General features: G+C 47.6%; 15 protein-coding genes. 4 read left to right on the top strand and 11 right to left on the bottom strand.

Translation table 11 applies throughout. The features are described from left to right. Positions 1-143: 143 nt before the first annotated feature. Entirely contained in the window at positions 144-1,748 is a 1,605-nt protein-coding gene (locus EQP46_RS13200) for a CHASE domain-containing protein (RefSeq protein WP_240671728.1), read from the top strand. A gap of 50 nt (positions 1,749-1,798) precedes the next feature. Here the strand turns inward: EQP46_RS13200 and EQP46_RS13205 are convergent, their stop codons facing one another. The 8 genes from EQP46_RS13205 to moeA form a co-directional block, all read right to left on the bottom strand. Next, positions 1,799-2,242 carry an META domain-containing protein gene (locus tag EQP46_RS13205; protein ID WP_129494109.1) on the bottom strand — a complete coding sequence of 148 codons (444 nt, stop codon included), beginning with the start codon at positions 2,240-2,242 and terminating at the stop codon, positions 1,799-1,801. 426 nt (positions 2,243-2,668) lie between these two features. After that, the gene (gene pstB / locus EQP46_RS13210; protein ID WP_240671729.1) at positions 2,669-3,424 is read right to left on the bottom strand and encodes a phosphate ABC transporter ATP-binding protein PstB; all 756 of its coding nucleotides are present in this window, start codon (positions 3,422-3,424) and stop codon (positions 2,669-2,671) included. A 17-nt stretch (positions 3,425-3,441) separates the two neighbouring features. Further along, on the bottom strand, positions 3,442-4,326 hold the full coding sequence (gene pstA, locus EQP46_RS13215; protein WP_129494111.1) for a phosphate ABC transporter permease PstA: 885 nt from the start codon (positions 4,324-4,326) through the stop codon (positions 3,442-3,444). Then, positions 4,326-5,237, bottom strand: coding sequence for a phosphate ABC transporter permease subunit PstC (pstC, locus tag EQP46_RS13220; RefSeq protein WP_129494112.1), 912 nt, complete (start codon positions 5,235-5,237; stop codon positions 4,326-4,328). Before pstC ends, pstA begins: the two co-directional genes overlap by 1 nt. A gap of 83 nt (positions 5,238-5,320) precedes the next feature. Continuing rightward, positions 5,321-6,142 (bottom strand): phosphate ABC transporter substrate-binding protein, encoded by an 822-nt coding sequence (locus tag EQP46_RS13225; protein WP_129494113.1) that lies wholly within the window; start codon positions 6,140-6,142, stop codon positions 5,321-5,323. A 234-nt stretch (positions 6,143-6,376) separates the two neighbouring features. Next, the gene (locus EQP46_RS13230; protein ID WP_129494114.1) at positions 6,377-7,996 is read right to left on the bottom strand and encodes a putative bifunctional diguanylate cyclase/phosphodiesterase; all 1,620 of its coding nucleotides are present in this window, start codon (positions 7,994-7,996) and stop codon (positions 6,377-6,379) included. Positions 7,997-8,129: 133 nt separating this feature from the next. After that, complete coding sequence (gene moeB, locus EQP46_RS13235; protein WP_129494115.1) at positions 8,130-8,879, bottom strand: molybdopterin-synthase adenylyltransferase MoeB; 750 nt, start codon at positions 8,877-8,879, stop codon at positions 8,130-8,132. Positions 8,880-8,888: 9 nt separating this feature from the next. Next, a complete protein-coding gene (gene moeA, locus EQP46_RS13240) occupies positions 8,889-10,124 on the bottom strand; it encodes a molybdopterin molybdotransferase MoeA (protein WP_129494116.1) in 1,236 nt (411 codons plus the stop codon). A 222-nt stretch (positions 10,125-10,346) separates the two neighbouring features. On the opposite strand from moeA, the gene folE reads away from it, so the two are divergent. Then, positions 10,347-11,006: a GTP cyclohydrolase I FolE gene (folE, locus tag EQP46_RS13245; protein WP_129494117.1), complete on the top strand. Its 660-nt coding sequence runs from the start codon at positions 10,347-10,349 to the stop codon at positions 11,004-11,006. Positions 11,007-11,094: 88 nt separating this feature from the next. Here folE and EQP46_RS13250 read toward each other — a convergent pair whose 3' ends face one another. Beyond that, positions 11,095-12,288: an amino acid aminotransferase gene (locus EQP46_RS13250; RefSeq protein WP_129494118.1), complete on the bottom strand. Its 1,194-nt coding sequence runs from the start codon at positions 12,286-12,288 to the stop codon at positions 11,095-11,097. Between the two features lie 378 nt (positions 12,289-12,666). Then, on the bottom strand, positions 12,667-14,067 hold the full coding sequence (asnS, locus tag EQP46_RS13255; protein ID WP_129494173.1) for an asparagine--tRNA ligase: 1,401 nt from the start codon (positions 14,065-14,067) through the stop codon (positions 12,667-12,669). A 397-nt stretch (positions 14,068-14,464) separates the two neighbouring features. Here asnS and queD point away from each other — a divergent pair, with 397 nt between their 5' ends. Beyond that, positions 14,465-14,827 carry a 6-carboxytetrahydropterin synthase QueD gene (gene queD / locus EQP46_RS13260; RefSeq protein WP_129494119.1) on the top strand — a complete coding sequence of 121 codons (363 nt, stop codon included), beginning with the start codon at positions 14,465-14,467 and terminating at the stop codon, positions 14,825-14,827. Between the two features lie 118 nt (positions 14,828-14,945). On the opposite strand, the gene queE is transcribed toward queD, so the two are convergent. Beyond that, complete coding sequence (gene queE / locus EQP46_RS13265; protein WP_129494120.1) at positions 14,946-15,611, bottom strand: 7-carboxy-7-deazaguanine synthase QueE; 666 nt, start codon at positions 15,609-15,611, stop codon at positions 14,946-14,948. 258 nt (positions 15,612-15,869) lie between these two features. Between queE and mlc the strand changes: the two genes are divergently transcribed. Further along, the gene (mlc, locus tag EQP46_RS13270; protein WP_129494121.1) at positions 15,870-17,084 is read left to right on the top strand and encodes a sugar metabolism global transcriptional regulator Mlc; all 1,215 of its coding nucleotides are present in this window, start codon (positions 15,870-15,872) and stop codon (positions 17,082-17,084) included. Positions 17,085-17,150: the final 66 nt, after the last annotated feature.

The following is a 17,150-nucleotide window of genomic DNA, read 5'->3' on the forward strand; positions in this document are numbered from 1 at the left end:
ATTTTCGGGTGCTTTTGTTGCTAATACGTTATGACTCACTAGAGTTCAATCAAATGAATACAAGCAGTTAAAACACCTTTGGCTGGCGATTTTGTGATTTATGCACAACAATTAGTTAACACATTTTGCTGGTGGGGTAGGCAATGGCAAAGAAGATGATGGCATCAACGTTAATAACAGTCTTTATTGGGCTGTTTTTTTCGTTCCTCGCTGCCATGTCTTTGCACCGCTCTGAGCAACTTGCCATCGAGCATGAAATACAAAAAGACGTTGAGAATGCAGCGCTCTCCCTTGGCAGAGAGCTAAACATTGGCATAGAACTGCTTTATGCACTGCGCAATCAAATCGCATTGAGCGATGAGATCAATGAAGATGCTTTTGTTGTATTCGCTGACAGCGTGATGGACAGACACCCCAATATCCGCTCGATGGAATGGGCCGAATATCTGGTTGAGAAAGATCGTGACCTCTATGAAGCAGAAGCTGCACTCGAGTTTGCTTTGTTTGAGATCGTTGAGCTCAGTGCCAATGGTCAATTGGTGAAGGCCGCATCGCGCAATCAGTATTTCCCCGTCAGGTATGTCACGCCTTATGAAGAAAACCAGAATGTCATGGGGTTTGATTTAGCATCGCGTCCATCCATGAAAGATGCGTTGGAAATGAGTTGGTATCGAGGTGTGCCGATTGCTACGCCCGCCATTCGATTGAAGCGAGAATTTGAAGATCACAGCGGCTTCCTAATGCTTTTGCCCGTTTTTGTTGGTAACCCTGAAACCCAAACGGATAGGGAAGCGGCATTGCGCGGCTTCCTCGTAGCACTGTTCGATGTGCAGGATATCTTTGATATCGCCATCAGTAACACTGTGAATGAGGCCATAAATCTAGAGCTCATCGACAAGGGGCTGAACGAACAAAGCGATGTGATTTTTCAGAACATTGTGGACTTGGCAGAGTCGCCAGTCATGACACTGGGTTATACCTCTAAACCTATATACTTCGCAGGCCGAGAGTGGGTATTGCGTGGCACGCCGACCATTGATTATGTGCAAACGCGCATGAGTATTTATCCTTACCTGATATTTGTTGTCGGCATGATCATTTTCTCCCTGCTGGCCTACTTGCAGTATGTGTTGCAGCACCGCGCTCTGAGCGTGCAAAAGCGCGTGGATGCAAAAACGCGAGAGCTGAGGGATGCGAACAAGAAGCTCGAGAAAATGTCGAAGGCTGATGGGCTGACTGGTCGATACAACCGCGACTACTTTGATGAGTGTGTCGATGCCGAAGTGAAGCGTTCTCAACGTGATCGTCTGGCCATGAGTATGCTCATCGTCGAGATTGACCACATGTCAGCCTACAACGAGAAACATGGCCGTGTGGGAGGTGACAAAGTGATTCGCCTTGTTAGCCAAGCACTGGCCGACAAGCTAAAGCGGCCTGGGGATTTACTCGCGCGGTATGGTGGAGAGTCTTTTGCCATCTTATTGCCAAACACCAAAGACGGCGCACCGATCGCGCAGCTGTGTTTTGATGCGGTGAAGGTACTGAAGTTGCCTTTCGACAAAGAAGCAGGGGACGACATTGTTACCGTGTCGATCGGGGGCGTGACTGTGCTGAAATCAGAAGAAATTGATCCCACCAAGTTCATGGCGTATGCAGAAATTGCGCTGAACAAAGCCATTGCAGAGGGACGAGACCAAACACATTGGATCTATTCCCCAGAAGACAATCAGCCTCACGTGGGAGGCTGATTATTCGTCACTGACGCATTATTCGAATGCGTTGATGGGCTAACTTACTATTAGTTAGTGCCGTCAGTCAGTTGAAAACGTAGCGTGTGGTCGCTGTTTTTCAGTACTAGGGTTTGTTCACCCAGTTCTACTGAGCTCCAGTTACCCAATACGTTTGACATCACACCTTCAAGCGCCATCGCAGGTTCAGGGCATGCCATCATGGTTGTTGCCATCTTGTCGATGCGGAACTGGTCGCCTTTCAATTCAGCTTGGCCAAAGTAACGGTTACAACCGCCGTGACCGTTAGCAGCGAATGCTTCGCCAATTTCTAGGTTTGGTGCTGCAAAGCCTTCTGGAAGCGCCAGCGCTTTTCCGTCAACACTCTCTAGCACCCAGTTGTGGTTTTGCATGTTATCAACGGTAACGTCCATTGATGATCCTTGGCCTGAACTAGCAGCACAGCCAGCCAAAATTGCTGGCGCGAATAGCATTGCGATTGCGGTTCTTTTCATTATCAACTCCAGATAGAAAACTGAATCAGCTTCGATAGAGACAGTCTAGTCAAGGCTTGGTTCAACACCTGAGCGATTAACTGGACGTTTACTGACTTTCGCCATTATTCCGATTATTGCGACGTGCGCAAGTCAGGAAAGTGTTAAAACCCTAATAATTGTGTGAATACTGTCGATGGAATGAACAATTGGCGGATAATATTCGGACAGAAACAAAAAAGCCCCCAAATTCAGGGGGCAAGGGTGAATACCATCGCTTTGTTGTCGTTATAGTAAAAAGACGATCAAGCAGAGTGAAAAGTCACGCTCGTTACCCAAAAAATGGGTGGGTTCGGTAAAGCTTTTCACTCGCTTTGCGATACGGAGTAAGCTGTATCGGGATTGCGCTTTTCTAGGGTTAACCTTGTTAGATTATGCTTTCTCAGATTAACCAAAATCGCCATTCACATAACCCAGCGTGCGATGGTCGGTCGGGTTCATGAAAATGTGCTCAGTTTCGTTGTGCTCAACCAGCTCCCCCATCAAGAAGAACGCTGTGCGATCTGAAATGCGTCGTGCTTGTTGCATTGAGTGGGTCACGATGACGATGGTGAAATCTTTCTTCAAGGTCTCCATCAAATCTTCAATTTTCTTGGTGGCAATCGGGTCAAGTGCCGACGTCGGTTCATCCATCAGGATTACATCAGGTTCCATCGCGATGGTACGAGCAATACACAGACGTTGTTGCTGACCACCAGACAGACCAAAGGCATTCGACTTCAATCGGTCTTTTACTTCATCCCATAGCGCAGCGCTGCGAAGGCTCTTCTCTACCACTTCGTCGAGGTGTTTTTTGTCATTGATGCCTTGAGCACGAAGGCCATACGCCACGTTTTCATAAATGCTCATCGGGAAAGGGTTCGCTTTTTGGAACACCATACCCACTTTAATACGAAGGTTCGCAACGTCGATGTTGCCGTACACGTCTTCCGCATCCATCTCCACAAGGCCATCAATCTTTACGCCTGCAATCAAATCGTTCATGCGGTTCAAACAACGCAACAAGGTAGACTTACCGCAGCCTGAAGGGCCAATTAACGCTGTCACTTTCTTATGAGGAATCGGCAAGTTGATGTTTTTTAGCGCGTGTGTGTCGCCATCGTTGTAATACAGGTTTAGGTTTTCAATGTTGAATTTGTTCATGTTCTTAATCCTCGGGCTCAGTAAGTGGCTTTGCTGAATTTGCTGGCGATCAGTTTTGTCAGCATGTTGATGAGTAGCACGACAACAATCAGTACGGTGGCAGTGGCGTATGCCTGATGCCATTCGTGAACCGTGTAGAGCTCCTGAGTTAATTTATAAAGATGGACAGTGAGCGTTCTGCCTGAATCGAGCAGGCTGTCTGGAATGCGCGCAACCATGCCTGCGGTAAGGAAAACCGGGGCTGATTCGCCAATTACACGACCGACGCTCAAAATAATGGAGGTAACAATACCTGGCATTGCACTTGGAAGTATCAGCTTCCAAATGGTGTAAATCTTTGATGAACCCAATGCGTAAGAGCCTTCGCGATACGTATTTGGCACCGCAATCAAGGCTTCCTCTGTGGTTCGGATAATCACAGGAAGAATCAAAATACTCAGCGTCAACGCACCCGATAGAATCGAGAAGCCTAAACCCAGTACTGCCACAAAGAAGGTCATACCGAACAAACCAAAGATAATCGAAGGGATGCCCGCCAGTGATTCCGTACAAAAGCGAATGACCTTCACGAGCTTACTGCCCACTTTCGCGTATTCGGTCAGATAAATCGCCGTCATGATGCCGATAGGTGCTGCGATGGAAATCGATGCAAGTACCATGTAAATGGTCGATACGATCATCGGCCAAATACCAGATTCTTCTCCTATACGGGTGTAGTTGCTCGTGATGAATGACCAGTTCACATACTGCAAACCGTTACTCAAGATGTACCAGATAATCCAGAACAGGAAGCCAACTGTCATGGCGGCCGCTGTCCATACAATAGCAAGCGCGGCTTTGTCTTTTAGGTGGCGAGAACGCGCATTTTGTTTGCTGACGTTTTGTAAAATAGACATCGTCATTACCTCGCTTTTTCGCGATTAAGATAAAGCAGTGAAGCGTTTAAAATCATGATGAAAATAAGCAGCACGATACCTGTCGCGTAGAGTGCACTGGCGTGAACCCCTGACGCGTAGGACATTTCTAGGGCAATGTTTGCTGTGAGCGTTCGCGCTGAATCTAGAATGCCTTCTGGCATGGCGGGTGCGTTTCCCATCACCATGATGATGGCCATGGTTTCGCCAAGTGCGCGTGCAATACCCAGAATGACACCTGTCATGATGCCTGAGCGCGCGGCGGGTATGAGCAACTTAAATGTGGTGAACATTGGTGATGCGCCCAGCGCAAGAGAACCTTCTTTGTAGGTTTTCGGCACAGCGCGTAACGATGTTTCAGACACGGCGATAACCGTTGGTAGGATCATAATGGCAAGCACCACGATGCCCGCTAGCAAGGTGTTGCCGGCAGGCACGTTAAACACGTCCTGAATCAAGGGCACGATGATCACAAGGCCAAAAAAGCCATAAACCACGGAAGGAATACCAGCCAGCAGTTCCACCGCGGGGCGGATAATGTTTGCAAGCCACTTTGGGGCGATTTCAGCAATAAAAACGGCAGTTAACACTGCAATTGGCACGCCTAGCGCGACAGCACCAAGCGTAGACGCCAGTGAGGCCACAATCATTGGCGAAATGCCGTAAAGGGCAGGTGGCAACCACTCTGTACCCGTGACGATGCCTGTAATGCCCGCTTCTTGAATCGCAGGGATGCCTTCAAGAAAAATAAAGTAGCCAATAGTGGCAAGTGAAAGCACGCCAATGATGGCTGCTGTTAGGAATAAAGAACGAAAGATGGCTTCTCGCCAATCCCGGCCTTTACGGCGACCGAGCTTGCTGGTGTAGTGCTTAGGTGCTTGTTCGGCTGCGATGGTCATGGAAACTCCAGATGTCATGTACTGACAGTGTGGATTTAAAGTAAATCGGCCTGACGAAATGTGTCAGGCCAAGGTATCTCGGTTTATTGCGCTGACACGTAGCCTTCGTTCATTACGATTTTTTGACCGTCAGCAGAAACAACCCAATCAAGGAATTTTTCAGCGGCAGGTGAAGGTTTGCCTTCTTTACTTAGAACAAGGAATGGGCGTGCGACGGGGTAATCACCTGACGCAACGTTTTGCTCTGTCGGCGTCACGCCGCCGATTTTGATGGCTTTCAGTGATTCGTCGATTGAACCTAATGAGATGTAACCAATGGCAAAGGGGTTGTTTGCAACGATGGTTTTCACGACACCATTACCGTTGCCAACTTGTGCGCGTTGAGAAATAGCTGACACTGTCATGCCATTCACTTTTCGCTTTAGGTTCATGATGTCTTCGAATGCACCACGCGTACCAGATGCTGTGTCACGTGTGACAACAACGACGGGTTTGTTTTCGCCACCTACTTCAGACCAGTTTTTCACTTCGCCGCGGTAAATCTTGGCAATCTGTTCGATGGAAAGGTCGTTAAGTGTGTTGCTGTTGTTGATGACGACGGCAATGCCGTCACGTGCAATCACGGTTTCTTTTAGCGAAGGTTCTTTTTCTGAGTCTTTCAAATCACGTGAAGACATGCCAAACATCGAGGTGCCGTTCTTTGCTGCTTTTACGCCTGCCGAAGAGCCTGTGCCTTGTACTTCGATGAATGTGCTGTTGTTTTGTGTTTGGTACGTTTCAGCCAGAATTTCCATTACTTCTGTCACAGACGTTGATCCTGAAACCGTGATGGTTTCTTGCGCTGAAGCGGAGTTGGCAACCAATGCGCCTGCCATGCACAGAGCGGTGAAAACGTTTGATTTCATTATAACTATCCTTAAAAAATGCCTTTCTTTGAAAGCGTTATTTGACTCAACGAGGGCAACTTTAGGAGAGTTATGTGACATTCATGTTTCACTAATTTGAAGCATTAATGACGAGACAAAGAAGCATAAAAGTCATTTATGTTTCATTTGTGAGTCATCGAGATTGGTGATAAATCTGATGTGAAATGGCCAATTTGGAGTGAGAAACGAAAGAAGCAGGCGGAACCATTTGGGTTAGTTTTGGCTCGCAACGCGCGCATTGGTGAGGTTCGCTTGTTGAAGCCACTCATCGGTTTGAGCCAGTGTCATGGGGCGACCATACCAGTAGCCTTGCAGTTTATCGCAACCAATGGAAATGAGGTACTGCCCAAGCGCTTCGGTTTCAACACCTTCTGCAACCACTCGACATTCAAGGCTGTGCGCCAAGTAAATGGTCGATCTGACGATGGCCTCGTGGTTGCTGCTGTATAACAAGTCTGTCACGAAACTGCGGTCGATTTTAATTTCATCAATCGGCATGCTGCTCAAAATCGAGAGGGAAGAAAACCCTGTGCCAAAGTCATCGATGCTCAAATACACGCCCAGTTTTTTGATTTTCTCCAATACAGCCTGCGCCTTACATGGGTTCTGCATCATGCTGGTTTCTGTGATTTCAAGCGTGAGTTGCGCGGGGTTAATAGGGTGTTTCTTCATGAGGCTGCTTAGAAACACTTCCAGCGTATCATCTTCAATGTCTTTCACTGACAGATTGACCTGAACCTGCGGGGTGATGCCTTGTCTGCGCCACGCTGCGAGTTGTGCGACCGTGGTTTCAAGCACCCAATGCGTGATTTTCTTGATGGCGTTGGTCTGTTCTGCGATGGGAATGAACTCATCTGGGCGTACTGAATAACCATCACCCATCGGCCAACGTATCAGCACTTCCAACGTCATTTGGTTTTGGTTGTTCACGTTGATCACAGGCTGAAAATACAGCTCAAAGTCCATGGTAGACACCGCCGTGTGAAGCATGGATGCCAGTTCAGTCTTGTCATAAAAGTGGGATGACGCCGAAGGCTCATAAATGGTGTAGGGGGCTTGGATACGTTTGGCACTGTACATGGCGATTTCTGATCGCTTCAATACATCTTCAGCGCTGCTGCCGTGTTCTGGGAACAGGGCGACACCCGCCGTGCTCGTAACGTTGACGTCGTGTTCGTTGATCGTCAATGGATGGTCTAAATAAGATTGAATGCTCTCGATATACGTCGGGATATTGCTGTCTTGCGGGTCATTAATGATCAGCGTGAAGCGGTTGCCACTTGAGCGTGCAAGAAAAATGTCTGCATCAATGAATTCTTTAAGCCGTTCTGAAAACTGCGTGAGGAGCACATCGCCTTTTTGATGGCTAAACACTTCGTTGATGTTGTTGAAATTATTAATGTCGAAGGTGACGAGCGCGAAGCTCTGTTCGCTGAGATTATATTCATTCACCTGGTGGCTAATCGTTCGTAGCAAGAACCGTCGGTTAGGCAGACCCGTAAGAGGGTCGTGAGATTCATTATGGTGCTGCTGAAATTCAGCAAAAGCGATGCGTTCCATGGATTGAGATATCACACCGAAGAGCATCACGCAGAATATGCCGCCACCAAAGAAAACCGCGGAGACAATGAATTCAATGAGCGTCGTTGTGGGTTTCATGGACAGGAAAGCGGCGAAGGTTAAATAACCCAGTACAAAGCCGAGCATGACGGGGATAAAACTAAAGGTAGAAGGGCGCTTGTCTCGTTGGTAGAGAGCAATCGAAGAGCGCAATGCCGACACAAGGGCAAGCATGCCTAATATCACAAGGATGATAGAGACTGTTTTTATCATCGTTATCGATAGTTGCCCGTAAACAAAAAGAAAAATACGCAGCGATGGCATGAACACATGCGCTGCGACCTTCTTAAATGTAGTTTACTTTTTATGAGCATGTATGCATTGCTAGAAAGCAATCACACGCTTGTCAGGAATTGCAGACAGAGCAGTTTGTATTTCTAGGGAGCGTGAAACTGCGCCATGAACTGTCCATGGCATCGAACATCATAAGTTTGCCTGATGGGGGCGCACTGAAGCAGGAAATCACCTTAATCGCTTCGAGTGCTTGTGATGCACCTATGATCCCAACCACTGGCGACAAAATGCCAGCTTCTACACAACTGAGGGCTTGTGCGCCAAACATGGCACTCAAACATTCATAACATGGTTCATCGTCACCGTACGTAAACACCGCGACTTGTCCTTCTAAGCGAATCGCCGCCCCGCTGACCAACGGGGTTTTATGCGCATAGCAAAGTCTGTTGAGTTGATTGCGTGTTTCCACATTGTCGCTGCAATCCATCACGAGCGAATGCTTGGCGATGAGTGCCGAGAGGGCTTCATCATCGAGGCGCTCAGCATAGGTATGGATCACCACATGAGGATTAAGCTGACGCAGCGCATTGGCCGCTGAATCAACTTTAAGCTCGCCAATCGTGGTGTCGCTATGAAGCACTTGGCGTTGAAGGTTAGACAGTTCAACCCGATCATCATCAACAAGTGTCATCTCGCCAACGCCCGCAGCTGCAAGGTATTGGCTTGCTGCGCAGCCAAGGCCGCCCGCACCCAATATCAAGATGCTGGCTTGCTTCAATGCTTCCTGACCGTCGAAATCAAACTGTTTAAGAATGATCTGACGGTTGTATCTGAGTTCTTCTTCAGGCGAAAGAATATCCACAGGGATCCTTTAATTTAATACGGCGTTGAACGGTTCAATGGTCACGTCTTCGTTGACATCAATGTGGCCTCTGTCCTGTTCCAAAATGGCAAAACAATTGGCTTGAGACAATGAACTGAATGCGCCAGAACCTTGGTTGCCAGTGGTAGAAACCCAAAGCTGACCTTCAGCATCTACATGATATACCGCGCGCTGGTAATCCGTGCGACCTGGTGATTTCTTGAAACGTGTTGCGGCTTTTGCTTTAAGCGCAATGGTTGGTTGCCATTGTGTATGACCGCCAAGTTTCGCCAATAAAGGCTGAACCATCACGTGCAGTGTCACCAACACTGACACTGGGTTGCCCGGCAAACCGCAGAAAAGCGCGTCTTTAATGGTACCGAAAGCGAAAGGTTTACCCGGCTTAATGGCGATTTTCCAAAAACCCACATCGCCTTCTTGGTCAAGAATGTCTTTGGTGTAATCGGCTTCACCCACGCTTACGCCACCCGATGTCACGATGACGTCTGAAACTTCCGCCGCTTTCAAGAAAGCATCACGTAGCTGTTCAGGGCAATCAGGGATGACACCCATATCAATCGCTTCACAGCTCATTTTGTCGAGCATGGCGCGAATGGTGTAACGGTTGCTGTCGTAGATTTCCCCTTTGCCTAAAGGCTCGCCGACTTGACGCAATTCGTCTCCCGTCGAGAAGAATGCCACTTTGGGTTTACGGATCACGGTGACGTTCGCGATGCCAAGCGTTGCAAGCATCGGCACTTCTCGTGGCGTTAGAAGGGTACCTTTTGGAATAACGACAGCGCCTTGCTTAACGTCGTCACCGATGGGGCGAATATTCTGTTGAGCGTTCGCTGACGCGGTGAAGGTAATCAGATCACCGTCTACTTCTGTTTGCTCTTGCATGATGACGGCATCTGCACCCGCTGGTACTTCTGCGCCCGTCATGATGCGAATACATGTTCCTTCAGGCCATTCGCCTTCGAAAGGAATACCTGCAAAAGATTTGCCTGCCAAGGTAAGGGTGCGTGATTTTTCTAAATCTGCACAGCGCAGTGCATAGCCATCCATTGCTGAATTAGCGAAAGGTGGCACATTGATCGGGGAGCAAATGTCTTCGGCTGTTATGCGGTTTTGCGCATCCATTAAGGACACAACATCGGTTTGAGTAATTGGCGTGGTGTTTTCAAGCAAGGTAGAAATCGCAGTGGAAACTGGCATCAAACCTGGTGTATCGCAGCAACCCATAAATAGACTCTCGATGGTTTTGAACAAAACATGTTCAAGACGTAGAAGAAAGCGGTCATTATCGCAAACTTTGTTCGCTCAAACTAATGTCCACACGCAAATCGAGGTGTAATTTTATTACTATTAACGTTATGCTTCAAAAATCTGACACAAATTGATCCTTGTCCTTAAAAGACGAGTATTTAATTAGATAACAACATTGTAACGACCCGAGGATTTTCTATGACAGCATTGAGCGATTCTGCAATTCGAGTGCGTGAAGCACTTATTGCACGGGGCATTGAGACACCAATGACGCCGGGATCTTCGATGACCGCGACAGAAAAAAAAGAAAAAATCGAATACCACATGCGGGAAATTCTAACTGTTATCGATCTTGACCTGACAGACGACAGTCTAATCGAAACGCCGGCACGAATTGCTAAAATGTATGTGGATGAGGTGTTTTCAGGCTTAGACTACTCGAACTTCCCGAAAATCACAGTTATCGACAATAAAATGGGCTGTGATGAGATGGTGAGAGTGAAAGATATCACCCTTACAAGCACGTGTGAGCACCATTTGGTGACCATTGACGGTTCGTGCACTGTTGCTTACTTGCCGAAAGACAAAATCATTGGCTTGTCGAAGATTAATCGCATTGTTCGTTTCTTCTCGCAACGTCCTCAAGTTCAGGAACGTTTAACACGACAAGTGCTTGTGGCGCTTCAGACATTGCTCGAAACCGACAACGTGGCTGTCCACGTGAATGCGACACACTACTGTGTGAAATCACGCGGTGTGATGGATGCAACCAGCGAAACCACCACCACTGCGTTAGGCGGTGTGTTCAAGAAAAATCCAGCGACGCGCGCAGAATTCTTGCACGGCATTGGCATGTAATTAGCGTTTCTCGCTACACGGTTTAGAAACAAAAAAAGCGCCAATCGGCGCTTTTTTTATCTCTGCTAGCAGGGCAGTAATCTGTTGATTACTTTAGTACTGCTGCAATGGCTTTACACAATGGGCCCATGTTAGAACGCATCATGCCAGCAACACTGATACGGCCAGAACCTACGATGTAAACGCCGAACTCGTCTTTCAGGCGAGCAACTTGTTCTTTGTTCAGACCTGAGAAAGAGAACATGCCGTTCTGACGCTGAATAAAGCTGAAATCACCTTCCACGCCTTCTTCTTTCAAAGTTGCAACGAACAGTTCGCGCATCTCTTGAATGCGTACACGCATATCCGCGACTTCTTGTTCCCACTCTGCACGCAATTCTGCGTTATCAAGGATCAAGGTAACGACTGCCGCACCGTGAGCGGGTGGGTTAGAGTAGATAACGCGCGCAATGCTCTTCACTTGGCTGAATGCTGTTGCCGTTTCTTGTGCTGTTTTACCAACAATGGTAAATGCACCAACGCGCTCGTTGTAAAGACCGAAGTTTTTAGAGAACGAACTTGCAACAAGAAGCTCTGCACAAGAGTCTGCGAAAATGCGGAGACCCGCGGCGTCTTCTTCAACACCAGACGCAAACCCTTGGTACGCGAAATCGAACATAGGAAGCAGGTTCTTTTCGTTACACAGTGCTGCAAGTTGCTGCCATTGCGCTGTATCTGGGTCAATACCTGTTGGGTTGTGACAGCAACCGTGCAAAAGAACAACGTCGCCTTCGCTTGCGGTTTCTAGATCTGCCAGCATCGCGGCAAAATCCATGTCTTTGGTTTCAGCGTTGTAGTAGCCGTAAGATGCCACTTCCAAACCTGCTGCTGCGAATACACCGTTGTGGTTTGCCCACGTTGGGTTGCTTACCCATACTTTTACGTCGCCAAGCTGACGTTTGATGAATTCTGCTGCAACACGCAGAGCACCTGTGCCTCCTGGCGCTTGTGCGGTTTGAGCGCGCTTGTCTGCAATGATGGTTGCATCATTACCAAACAGCAATTTCTGAACGGCCAAACCGTACTCAGGTGTACCTGGAATGCTTAGGTAGGACTTGGTGGTTTCTTTTTCAAGAAGGATGGCTTCTGCTTTTTTAACAGTCGCTAAAACAGGGGTGTTACCAGATTCGTCCTTGTAGATGCCTACACCTAGGTTGATTTTCTCAGCACGGGCATCGGCTTTGAATTCTTCAGTAAGACCTAGAATAGGGTCAGCGGGAGCTGCAACAATTTTTTCAAACATTTCTTCATCCATGGCGTTAGTAAAGGAAACTGTCTTTGTTTATACCATTTTGATCCGTTGTAATAAAACCGAAATTTTCTGAAATTTTATTGTTCTTTGTATCGTGATATTTGCGCGATCATCCACACAATTATTTGTTGTCATCGAAATCATATTCTTGTCAGCCTTGGAAGCACATCTCGCAGAAAGTCAGGTGTGTGCTGGGACAATGGGAAAAGAAACAGATTTCATTCAACAAATCAGGGATTCGCAAACTGGGAATGCGTGAATGTGAAATGAAAAGGGATAACAGTAGGGGCGTTTGAGGAAAAATTACAAAAAAAAGACCGCTAATCAGCGGTCTTTTGAAATCGGTACTGAACGTGTTTGTTCAATAACTTAGAAGTTTGCACTGCGTGGCGTACGTGGGAATGGGATCACGTCGCGTACGTTGCCCATGCCTGTTACGTAAGAAACAAGACGCTCGAAGCCTAGACCGAAACCAGCGTGCGGTACGGTGCCGTAACGGCGTAGATCGCGGTACCAGCTCATGTGCTCTGGGTCGATGTTCATTGCGCGCATACGTGCATCTAGAACGTCTAGGCGCTCTTCACGTTGTGCACCACCAATGATCTCACCGATGCCAGGTGCAAGTACGTCCATTGCCGCTACTGTCTTACCGTCTTCATTTAGGCGCATGTAGAACGCTTTGATGTCTTTCGGGTAGTTTTTAACAATAACAGGTGCTTGGAAGTGTTTCTCAGCAAGGAAACGCTCGTGCTCAGATGCCAAGTCGATACCCCATTCAACTGGGTTCTCAAACGTTTGGCCAGACTGAAGCAGGATGTCGATTGCGTCAGTGTAATCCACTTGCGCAAAATCAGAATCAACGAACTTCTCTAGACGCGTGATTGCTTCTTTGTCGATACGTTGAGCAAAGAACTCAAGGTCATCACGGCGCTCTTCAAGCACGGCTTTGAACACATACTTCAGCATGTCTTCTGCCAGTTTCGCAACGTCGTTCAAGTCAGCAAACGCGACTTCTGGTTCAACCATCCAGAACTCAGCGAGGTGGCGGCTTGTGTTTGAGTTTTCAGCACGGAACGTTGGGCCGAAGGTGTAAACCTTGCTCAGCGCACATGCATACGCTTCAGCGTTCAACTGTCCTGATACGGTTAGGAAGGTTTCTTTACCGAAGAAATCTTCGTTGAAATCAACGTTACCTTCCTCAGTGCGAGGCAGGTTTTCCATGTCTAGCGTAGACACGCGGAACATTTCACCCGCACCTTCTGCATCAGACGCGGTGATCAACGGCGCAGATACCCAGAAGTAACCTTGCTCATGGTAGAAGCGGTGAATCGCTTGAGACAAGCAGTTACGTACGCGTGCAACCGCACCGATCACGTTAGTACGTGGACGTAGGTGAGCAACTTCGCGTAAGTACTCAATGGAGTGGCGTGTTTTCGCCATTGGGTACGTGTCTGCATCTTCAACCCAACCAACAACTTTTACGTTTGTTGCTTGTAGTTCGAACGCTTGGCCTTGTCCTGGGCTTTCAACCACTTTACCAGTGACTTCAACTGAGCAACCAGTGGTTAGACGGAGTACTTCTTCCTGGTAATTATTCAGCTCATTAGGAACAACCGCCTGAATAGGGTCAAAACAAGAGCCGTCATAAATGGCAAGGAAAGAAATACCGGCTTTTGAATCACGACGGGTACGGATCCAACCACGGACAGTGACTTCTGCGTCTACTTCCGTTTTGCCGTGCAGGACGTCTGCTACAGGCATATAGTTCATAATTTGCATCTAACTCCGTTGAAGATGGCTCGATGATGATGTTCACCGAGCAGAGACAATTCGCATTTGAACCAGCAAGTTTACCTGTATCCAGATAACCTTCAAGCGTTGTTATAAGATGCGAGTCTAATTTGATTGATCCTTTATCAAATCAGCGTCAAAAGCTGCTCAAGGTTTAACCGCTTGACGTTATTTTCGAAAAATTTGACGTGTTTCGCCTTCGTTACCAGACAGGTTGTCAGGGAAATCGACACGATCTGTCTGCGATTGCGTTTGAGGTTCTCACCAATATTGAGTAGCATCGCGGCGCATTAAAGATTTGATTGACGCGTTTATGCTCAGTAGTGAGCGAGATGCTGTCCATCCGAGTAACGCGCTATATACAGGAACGCACATTATGCACACTGAACTGTTCAAAGAATTCATGTTTGAAGCTGCCCACCATTTGCCACATGTTCCAGAAGGACATAAATGTGGCCGTTTGCATGGGCACTCTTTCCTTGTGCGTCTTTATGTGGCTGGTGAGGTTGATCCACACACTGGTTGGATCATTGATTTCTCTGAAATCAAAGCCGCGTTTAAACCGATTTATGACCGTCTTGACCACTATTACTTGAATGACATTGAAGGGTTAGAAAACCCAACAAGTGAAGTGCTGGCGAAATGGATTTGGGATCAGTTGAAGCCTGAATTGCCTTGTTTGAGCAAAGTGATGATCAAAGAAACGTGCACTGCAGGGTGCATTTACACTGGCGAATAAAGCGAGTGCCACGGTCAGGCTTTCGCTCTGTGTGAAAGGCAGGCAAGTAGAAACGAAAAAAGGAGCCTTAGGCTCCTTTTTTTATGGCGCAATAAAAGTGCGCGTTTTGATAAGACTGTTAAGCGATATCGAGGTATTTGTGCGTCTGAATCGACAAGCGCCAATTACGTTTGATGCAGGTATCGATACACAATGCCGTTGCGCGCGGCTTTTGGCTGATAGGCTGCAGTGCGATTTCTACGTTTTCACGCAGTGCAACACCATCTAACAACGCTTCAAGCTTTTCAATGTCTGACTCTGTGCCAACAGGGTGTTTGATTTCATTGGCGCGCTCGAGTGCGCTTTCCAATACAGGCAGCTTCCCACGCATGTTGATTTTCGGTGACACTGTCACCCATGTGCCTTCTGTCGTTTGCACAGGGTACGTACCACTGGTCTCAATTTGGCAGCGATAGCCCGCAGATTCAAGCAGTTCGGTTAATGGGCGAAGGTCGTAGATACACGGCTCACCACCTGTGATCACCACGTGTTTAGCGGTGTAGCTTTTTTGTAGATGCGTCAAAATGTCATTGGCATCGACAGCAGCCCAAATTGGGCTATCACCGGTTTTGGTGATGATTGCGCCAAAGTCGCGCTCGTCCCCAGGCAAGGTGTCCCAGGTCTGTCGTGTATCGCACCAAGGGCAGCCAACAGGGCAGCCTTGTAGGCGAACAAATACGGAAGGAACGCCTGTAAAGGTGCCTTCGCCTTGAATAGTTTCAAAAATTTCGTTGACGTTGTACATACCGCTTTAACAATCAGAATCGTATGTGGGGCTGGATTATGTCAGCTTCTTGCGCCAGAGTCTTGGCTTGTTGTTCTTTGAGGTATGCAGTGCGGTAAAAACAAACGATAACCCATTGATTTTTTAAAGTTGGAAGTGGGAAACAAAAGATATTTGATTTAGCTCGTGACGTGTATCACGACATCATCTCAATGTGCTTCACAATTACTTCGCAAAGTAAAAAAATTCAAAGATAGGATTTACTTTAGGGAAAATGGGATGATTCTTGCCCAGCCAGGACATATAGATCACATTAAGCGTAATAACGCTGGCACAGTATATAAGTTGATCGATCAGCTCGGGCCTATCTCTCGAATCGAACTATCAAAACGCAGCCAATTAGCACCCGCTAGCATCACCAAAATCACTAGAGAATTGATTGATGCACATCTCGTCAAAGAAACTGAATATGGAGAAACAGCGGCGCGCGGACGCCCCGCTGTAGGACTTGAACTGAACAATGAAGGTTGGCAGTTCTTGTCTTTACGCTTGGGTCGCGGTTACTTAACCTTGGCACTGCACGAACTGGGTGGCGACATCCTGATAGAGAATCGCCATGATATTCATGTGCTCGACCAAGACCTTCTTATCGAACACGTTCTCGAACACATCAATCAGTTTTTTGCTAAGCACTCTGCTGTGGTCGATCGTGTTACATCTATCGCCGTATCACTGCCTGGGCTGGTAAATAGCGCTCAGGGCATTGTCCTTCAAATGCCGCACTACGATGTCCATAACATGCCTTTAGGTGCAGCGATTCACCGTGCAACGGGTTTGCCCGTGTTTATCGGTAACGACACCCGTTCATGGGCGTTGGCAGAAAAACTCTTTGGTAATGCACGTGATGTAGAAAACGCGGTTTTGGTGTCGATTCATCATGGCGTCGGCGCTGGCATTATGCTTGACGGAAAGGTGCTGGAAGGGCAGGTCGGGAATATTGGCGAGCTTGGACATATTCAAATTAAGCCGTTCGGCAAGCGCTGCTTTTGTGGTAACAGTGGGTGCTTAGAAACGGTAGCGAGCCTTCAAGCGGTCATGGAAGAAACAAAACTGCTGCTTGAACAAGGGCATGAAAGCGTTCTACAAGACCAGCCTTTAACCATTGATCGTATTTGTGACGCAGCGGAAAACGGAGACGGTGTTGCTGTGAAAGTTATCACCGAGCTAGGCCACCATTTAGGTCAGGCCATTGCGATCATGGTGAATCTTTTTAACCCTGAAAGAATCCTTATCGGCGGTGAATTCAACCGCGCAAAGCGTGTGCTGTATCCTGCCATTATCGACTGTGTCAGGAGTCAAAGCATGCCGTGTTATACCGAGAATTTGATGCTGGAAGAAACCTACTTCTATACCCAAGCGACAATGCCAGGCGCTGCGCTGGTCAAACGCGCTATGTACAACGGTTATCTGCTGATGAAGGTCTTAGAAGGTTAACAGCGCCATTTAAAGCCGGTTAACTTGACGAGTGATGAACACACAAAAAAGGAGCCTAAGGCTCCT

Source organism: Enterovibrio baiacu (assembly GCF_004120195.1).
Taxonomy (GTDB): domain Bacteria; phylum Pseudomonadota; class Gammaproteobacteria; order Enterobacterales; family Vibrionaceae; genus Enterovibrio; species Enterovibrio baiacui.